The organism is Amycolatopsis ruanii, assembly GCF_003385175.1.
Taxonomy (GTDB): Bacteria; Actinomycetota; Actinomycetes; order Mycobacteriales; family Pseudonocardiaceae; genus Amycolatopsis_E; species Amycolatopsis_E thermalba.
In genome coordinates this window covers 1-6,335 of record NZ_PQHY01000137.1, presented here as the reverse complement: position 1 = coordinate 6,335, position 6,335 = coordinate 1, and the positions used below count along the sequence as shown (strand labels likewise).

The window sequence follows — 6,335 nt, the reverse complement described above, 5'->3', positions numbered from 1 at the left end:
GGGTGGTCGTGCGCCGGTGGTTGCCGTGGGGGCGTTACGGGAGCACCGCCGGTGGCGGGGGTGTCAGCTGAGCTTGCAGCTCGTCGTGGTAGGAGCCGACTCGGGCGTAGACTCCGGGCTTTCCTGGTTCGGCACAGCCTTCGCCCCAGGAGACCACTCCTACGACTCGTCCGGCGGCTACCAGCGGGCCTCCGGAGTCGCCCTGGCAGGTGTCCACTCCGCCCTGCGGGTAGCCGGCGCAGATCATCGCCTCGGGGGTGTACTGCTGGGGGTACGCCTTCGCACAGTAGTCGTCGCTCGTGATGGGGACCGTCGCCTTCAGCAGGACGTCCGACGAATCGCCCATCGGCTTCGTGTTGCCCCAGCCCAGGATCGTCGCCTCGGTGCCGGCCTGGTAGCCGGGGTCGTCCTTCCTCGCCAGGGGCAGCGGCTGCGCGGACAACGGCTGCGTCAGGGTCAGCACCGCGACGTCGTAGCCCTGCGTGGCGTCCCGGAACTGCGGATGCACCCACACGTGGGACACAGTGGACACCGTCCCGTCACGGCCGCTCAGCTGCGTCCGTCCACTCACGACCCGGAGCGCCGTCGGGCTCTCCCCCTGCGCGCAGTGCGCCGCTGTCAGCACCTTGGCCGCCGCGACCAGCGTGCCACCGCAGAACTGGAGGCCGGTGGCATCGGTCAGCGCCACGGTGAAGGGGTACTCCGCGATGTTCGCGGGCGTGCCCCCGACGATCCCCGGCTCCGCCTGCGCGGCCGGCACGCAGACACACGCGGCGACCACACTCACGAAAACCACGATCGAACGGGTGAAGCGGCGGACTACAGGGATCATTACCAGCTCCTTCGGCGCCCTGGTGAACGGTGTCGCAGTTCAGGATTGCGCTTTCGGAGGGTTCTACACATCTACCTAAAGGCAGAAATTTTCGGGGACGGGTCGGGCCCGGTAGGTGGAGCATACCTACCGGGCCCGAGTGTCCGCGCTGTCCGGCCACAGCCAGCGCGAGCCGGTTCTCCCCGTCAGGAGAGGGAAAACCGGGGTCTTTTCAGGAGATTCAGGCCAGATCCGTCAGGTAGCGCGCGTACGCGCCCGTGGTCAGGAAGCTCGGCAGCTTCTCACCCAGCGCGGTCTCGACGAAGATCTCCCGCGCATCGTCCAGTTTGGCCTCCGGACCCAGATCCGCCCGGACCGCGGCGAGCTCCTCGTCCAGCATGGACCGGACCAGCGAGTCGGTCACCGCCGTGCCGTCGTCGAGCTTCGTGCCGTTGCGGATCCACTGCCACACCTGCGCCCGCGCGATCTCCGCGGTCGCCGCGTCCTCCATCAGGCCGAAGATCGCCGCGGCGCCGGTGCCCCGCAACCACGAGTCCACATAGCGCAGAGTGACGTTGATGTTGGCCCGCAAACCCTTTTCGGTGACTTCACCGCCGGCGCTGGCCACGTTCAGCAGATCCTCGGCGGTCACCGAGACGTCGTCGCGCGTCCGGCCGAGCTGGTTCGGCCACCCGCCGAGCACCTCGTCGAACACCTCGCGGCAGACCGGGACCAGGCCGGGGTGCGCGACCCACGAACCGTCGAAGCCGTCGCGCGCCTCGCGCTCCTTGTCCTGCCGGACCTTCTCGAAGGCCAGCGCGTTCGCCGACGGGTCCTTGCTCGGGATGAACGCCGCCATCCCGCCGATCGCGTGCGCGCCGCGCTTGTGGCAGGTCTGGACCAGCAGCTCGGTGTAGGCCCGCATGAACGGCGCGGTCATCGTCACCTCGGCGCGGTCGGGCAGGACGAAGTCCGCACCGGCGTCGCCGAAGTTCTTGATGATCGAGAAGATGTAGTCCCACCGCCCGGCGTTCAGCCCGGCCGCGTGCTCACGCAGCTCGTACAGGATCTCGTCCATCTCGAACGCCGCGGTGATCGTCTCGATCAGCACCGTCGCCCGGATGGTGCCCTGCGGGATGCCCAGCTCCTGCTGCGCGAGGCGGAACACGTCGTTCCACAGCCGCGCCTCGTGGTGGTTCTCCAGCTTGGGCAGGTAGAAGTACGGCCCGCTGCCCCTCGCCAGCAGCTGGCGCGCGTTGTGGAACAGGTACAGCCCGAAGTCCACCAGGCTCGCCGAGACCGGGCGCCCGTCGATGCGCAGGTGCTTCTCGACCAGGTGCCAGCCGCGCGGCCGGACGACGATCGTCGCCGGGTTGTCGCAGATCGCGTACCGCTTGCCCGACCCGGTGGTGAAGTCGATGTCGCGCCGGATGGCGTCGAACAGGTTCAGCTGCCCGCCGACGATGTTCGACCAGGTCGGCGAGGTCGCGTCCTCGAAGTCGGCCAGCCACACCTTCGCGCCGGAGTTCAGCGCGTTCACGGTCATCTTGCGGTCGGTCGGGCCGGTGATCTCCACGCGCCGGTCCTCGAGGCCGGGCGCCGCGGGCGCCACCTGCCACGAGTCGTCGTTGCGGATCCAGCGGGTCTCCGGGCGGAAGTCGAGCACGTCCTCGCCGCTGGCGAGCTTCTCCCGCCGCAGCCGCCGCTCGTCCAGCAGCTCGCGCCGCCGTCCGGCGAACTCGTTGTCCAGCCGCGCGATGAAGGCCAGCGCCGCCGGGGTGAGGATCTCGTCGTACCGCTCGCCGGCCGGGCCGGCGACCTCGATCTGCGAGGTGAACCTGTGAGACATGGCAAGCCTTCCTGGAGGGGCCGCGAGGCGGCCAGGGCGAGCGCGCCCTGGCCGCTCGCGACTTCTTCTAGAACTGGGCTTCTTCGGTGGAACCGGTGAGCGCGGTGGTCGAGCTCTCCGGGTTCAGCGCGGTGCTGACCAGGTCGAACCAGCCGGTGCCCACCTCGCGCTGGTGCTTGGTGGCGGTGTAGCCCCGCTCCTCCGAAGCGAACTCGCGCTCCTGCAGGTCGACGTAGGCGGTCATGCCTTCGCGGGCGTAGCCGTGCGCAAGGTCGAACATCGAGTAGTTCAGGGCGTGGAAGCCGGCCAGCGTGATGAACTGGAACTTGTAGCCCATGTGGCCCAGCTCGCGCTGGAACTTCGCGATGGTCGCGTCGTCCAGGTGCTTGCGCCAGTTGAACGACGGCGAGCAGTTGTAGGCCAGCATCTGGTCCGGGTACTTCGCCTTGATCGCCTCGGCGTACTGGCGGGCGACCTCGAGGTCCGGCGTGGAGGTCTCCATCCACAGCAGGTCGGCGTACTCGGCGTAGGCCAGGCCGCGGTCGATGCACGGCTCGATGCCGTTGCGGACCTTGTAGAAGCCCTCGGAGGTGCGCTCGCCGGTGATGTACTTCTGGTCGCGCTCGTCGACGTCGCTGGTGATCAGCGTGGCGGCCTGCGCGTCGGTGCGGGCGACGACCAGCGTCGGCACGTTGAGCACGTCGGCGGCCAGGCGGGCCGCGTTCAGGGTGCGCTCGTGCTGCTTGGTCGGGATCAGCACCTTGCCGCCGAGGTGGCCGCACTTCTTCTCGGACGCGAGCTGGTCCTCCCAGTGCACACCGGCGGCGCCGGCCGCGATCATGCCCTTCATCAGCTCGAACGCGTTCAGCGGGCCGCCGAAGCCGGCCTCGGCGTCGGCGACGATCGGCGCGAACCAGTCGATGTCGGTGTTGCCCTCGGCCCAGTTGATCTGGTCGGCGCGGCCCAGCGCGTTGTTGATGCGGCGGACGACGGCCGGCACCGAGTTGGCCGGGTACAGGCTCTGGTCCGGGTAGGTCTGGCCCGCGAGGTTCGCGTCGGCCGCGACCTGCCAGCCGGACAGGTAGATGGCCTTGAGGCCGGCGCGCACCTGCTGGACGGCCTGGTTGCCGGTCAGCGCGCCGAGGGCGTGGACGTAGTCCTCGGTGTGCAGCAGGTTCCAGAGCTTCTCGGCGCCGCGGCGGGCCAGCGTGTGCTCCTCGACGACGCTGCCCCGCAGCTTCACCACGTCGGCCGCGCTGTAGGAGCGCTTGACACCCTTCCACCGGGGGTCCGACGCCCACTGCTGCTCGAGCTTCGCGGCTTCCTGCTGCAACTCGTTGGGCTGCTCTGCCATGGGAGTTCTCCACCTTTGCGAACTTTGCGATGACTCGCTTGCTTGCAACGACCATGACATGTGCTGCGCAAACACCGCCAGCGCTCCAATTTGCCAATTTCTGCAAATTTTGGCGTAGCATGTTGTGAAGGTTGTGAAACCAGGTTTCGCAGCCGCCGCAAAGTCCGGGGACTGAATCGGTCACGTGATCGGTGCGGTCGGGAAAAGCTCTTCGGAAAGGGCCTGTCGTGGAGAAGACTTTCGCCGGCGCGAAGCTGCGCCACCTGCGCGAGAGCCGGTCGATGAGCCAGGCTGACCTGGCCAGGTTGCTGGAAATCAGCCCCAGCTACCTCAACCAGATCGAGCACAACTCGCGTCCCTTGACCGTTCCAGTGCTGCTGCGCATCACCGAGGCGTTCGGGGTCGACACCGAGTTCTTCGCCAACAACGACACCAGCCGACTGGTCGCCGACGTGCGCGAAGCACTGCTCGACGAGTCGCTCGGCGTTGAGGCGACGACCAGCGAACTCAACGAGCTGGCCACCAACCTGCCGACCATCGCGCAGGCCCTGGTCCGGCTGCACCGCAGCTACCGGGCGGCGGTGGAGAGCACGGCCGCGCTGGTCACCGAGAACGGCATGGGCCCGCACGGCAGCGCCGCCGCGCCCCTGCCCCACGAGGAGGTCCGCGACTTCTTCTACGAGCGCGAGAACTACGTCGCCGAGCTGGACGAACGCGCCGAGCGGATGGCCGAGGACATCGGGCTGCGGCGCGGCGGCGTTCACAACACTTTGCTGGAGAGGCTGGCGAGCCACTACGGCGTGCAGGTGACCAGCGAGGGCATCGACGAGGCCGCCGGCCAGCAGCACCGCTACTCCCCCGATGCGAAGATCCTGCGGCTCGCGCCGAGCCTGCGCGTGGGCCAGCGGGCGTTCCGGATGGCTTCGCAGATCGCCCTGCTGGAGTACGACGACCTGATCACCGAGCTGGCCGACTCGTGGGCGTTCTCCGGCCCGGCGGCGCGGTCGCTGGCCCGCGTCGGCCTCGCCAACTACTTCGCCGGGGCGCTGATCCTGCCCTACGGCCCGTTCCTGTCCGCCGCGGAGAACTTCCGCTACGACATCGAGCGGCTGTGCGACCACTTCGGCGTCGGGTTCGAGACGGTGTGCCACCGGCTGTCGACCCTGCAGCGGCCCAAGCGGCGCGGGGTGCCGTTCTCGTTCGTGCGGGTGGACCGCGCGGGCAACATGTCGAAGCGGCAGTCGGCGGCCGGCTTCCACTTCTCCCGCGTCGGCGGGTCGTGCCCGCTGTGGAACGTCTACGAGGCGTTCAGCTCACCGGGCAAGATCCTCACCCAGATCGCGACCCTGCCGGACGGCAAGAGCTACTTCTGGATCGCGCGGACGGTCTCGCGCAACATCGGCGGCTACGGCAGCCCGGGCAAGATGTTCAGCGTCGGTCTCGGTTGCGAACTCCGGCACGCCGGGCGGCTCATCTACTCCACCGGCCTGGACCTGGACGCGAAGGCGGCCGCCACGCCGATCGGCATGGGCTGCAAGGTGTGCGAACGGCCGGCCTGCCCGCAGCGCGCGTTCCCGACGATCGGCAAGCAGCTCACGGTCGACGAGAACACCAGCACCTTCGTCCCGTACCCGGCGGTGCCCAAGGGATAGCGTGGGCGCATGACGACGCTCTTCCGGATCCTGGCCGTCAGCGGGAGCACGCGAGCGGGCTCGACCAACTCCGCGATGCTCGCCACCGCGCGGGCGGTCGCGCCGGAGGGCGCGGTCGTGGAGATCTACGACGGGCTGCGGTCGTTGCCGCACTTCGATCCGGACGACGACCGGGACCCGCTGCCGAACGCCGTCGCCGGCCTGCGCGGGCAGCTGAAGGAAGCGGACTCGGTGCTGTTCTGCACGCCGGAGTACGCGGGCGCGCTGCCCGGGTCGTTCAAGAACCTGCTCGACTGGGCGGTGGGCTCGGACGCGATGAGCGGCAAACCGGTGGCGTGGATCAACGTGTCGTCCTCGGTCACCGGCGCGGCCGGGGCGCACGAGTCGCTGCGGACCGTCCTGGGGTATCTGGGGACGCGGATCGTCGAGGACGCCTGCGTGCACATTCCCGTGCCGCGGGAGGCGATCGGCGCGGACGGCCTCATCGGGGACGAGACCATCCGGCAGCGGGTGCGGGAGGCGCTGACCGCGCTGGCGACCCGCTAGTGTCCTGAGTTATTAATTCGCGTGCAGTAGCGTGCGATGGAGTCAAGGATCTGGTCGGCGGTCTTGGTCCAGACGTAGGGCCGTGGTTCGTTGTTCCAGGTCTCGATCCATGCGCGGATGTCG

The 6,335-nt window shown here is 68.9% G+C and carries 5 protein-coding genes and 1 pseudogene; 2 read left to right on the top strand and 4 right to left on the bottom strand.

Annotation, left to right across the window (positions count from 1 at the left end; all coding sequences use genetic code 11):
* Positions 1-34: 34 nt before the first annotated feature.
* The 3 genes from D0D28_RS34850 to aceA form a co-directional block, all read right to left on the bottom strand.
* Positions 35-832, bottom strand: coding sequence for a S1 family peptidase (locus tag D0D28_RS34850; RefSeq protein WP_094009013.1), 798 nt, complete (start codon positions 830-832; stop codon positions 35-37).
* Between the two features lie 220 nt (positions 833-1,052).
* The gene (gene aceB, locus D0D28_RS34845; RefSeq protein ID WP_116115453.1) at positions 1,053-2,660 is read right to left on the bottom strand and encodes a malate synthase A; all 1,608 of its coding nucleotides are present in this window, start codon (positions 2,658-2,660) and stop codon (positions 1,053-1,055) included.
* A gap of 67 nt (positions 2,661-2,727) precedes the next feature.
* Entirely contained in the window at positions 2,728-4,014 is a 1,287-nt protein-coding gene (gene aceA / locus D0D28_RS34840) for an isocitrate lyase (RefSeq protein WP_094009011.1), read from the bottom strand.
* Positions 4,015-4,241: 227 nt separating this feature from the next.
* On the opposite strand from aceA, the gene D0D28_RS34835 reads away from it, so the two are divergent.
* Both D0D28_RS34835 and D0D28_RS34830 read left to right on the top strand, forming a co-directional pair.
* Positions 4,242-5,666: a short-chain fatty acyl-CoA regulator family protein gene (locus tag D0D28_RS34835; protein ID WP_116115451.1), complete on the top strand. Its 1,425-nt coding sequence runs from the start codon at positions 4,242-4,244 to the stop codon at positions 5,664-5,666.
* Between the two features lie 9 nt (positions 5,667-5,675).
* On the top strand, positions 5,676-6,212 hold the full coding sequence (locus D0D28_RS34830; RefSeq protein ID WP_116115449.1) for an NADPH-dependent FMN reductase: 537 nt from the start codon (positions 5,676-5,678) through the stop codon (positions 6,210-6,212).
* On the opposite strand, the pseudogene D0D28_RS34825 reads toward D0D28_RS34830, so the two are convergent.
* Positions 6,209-6,335 (bottom strand): annotated as a pseudogene (locus tag D0D28_RS34825) (IS630 family transposase); the annotation flags it as partial. The gene D0D28_RS34830 and the pseudogene D0D28_RS34825 sit on opposite strands and share 4 nt — an antisense overlap.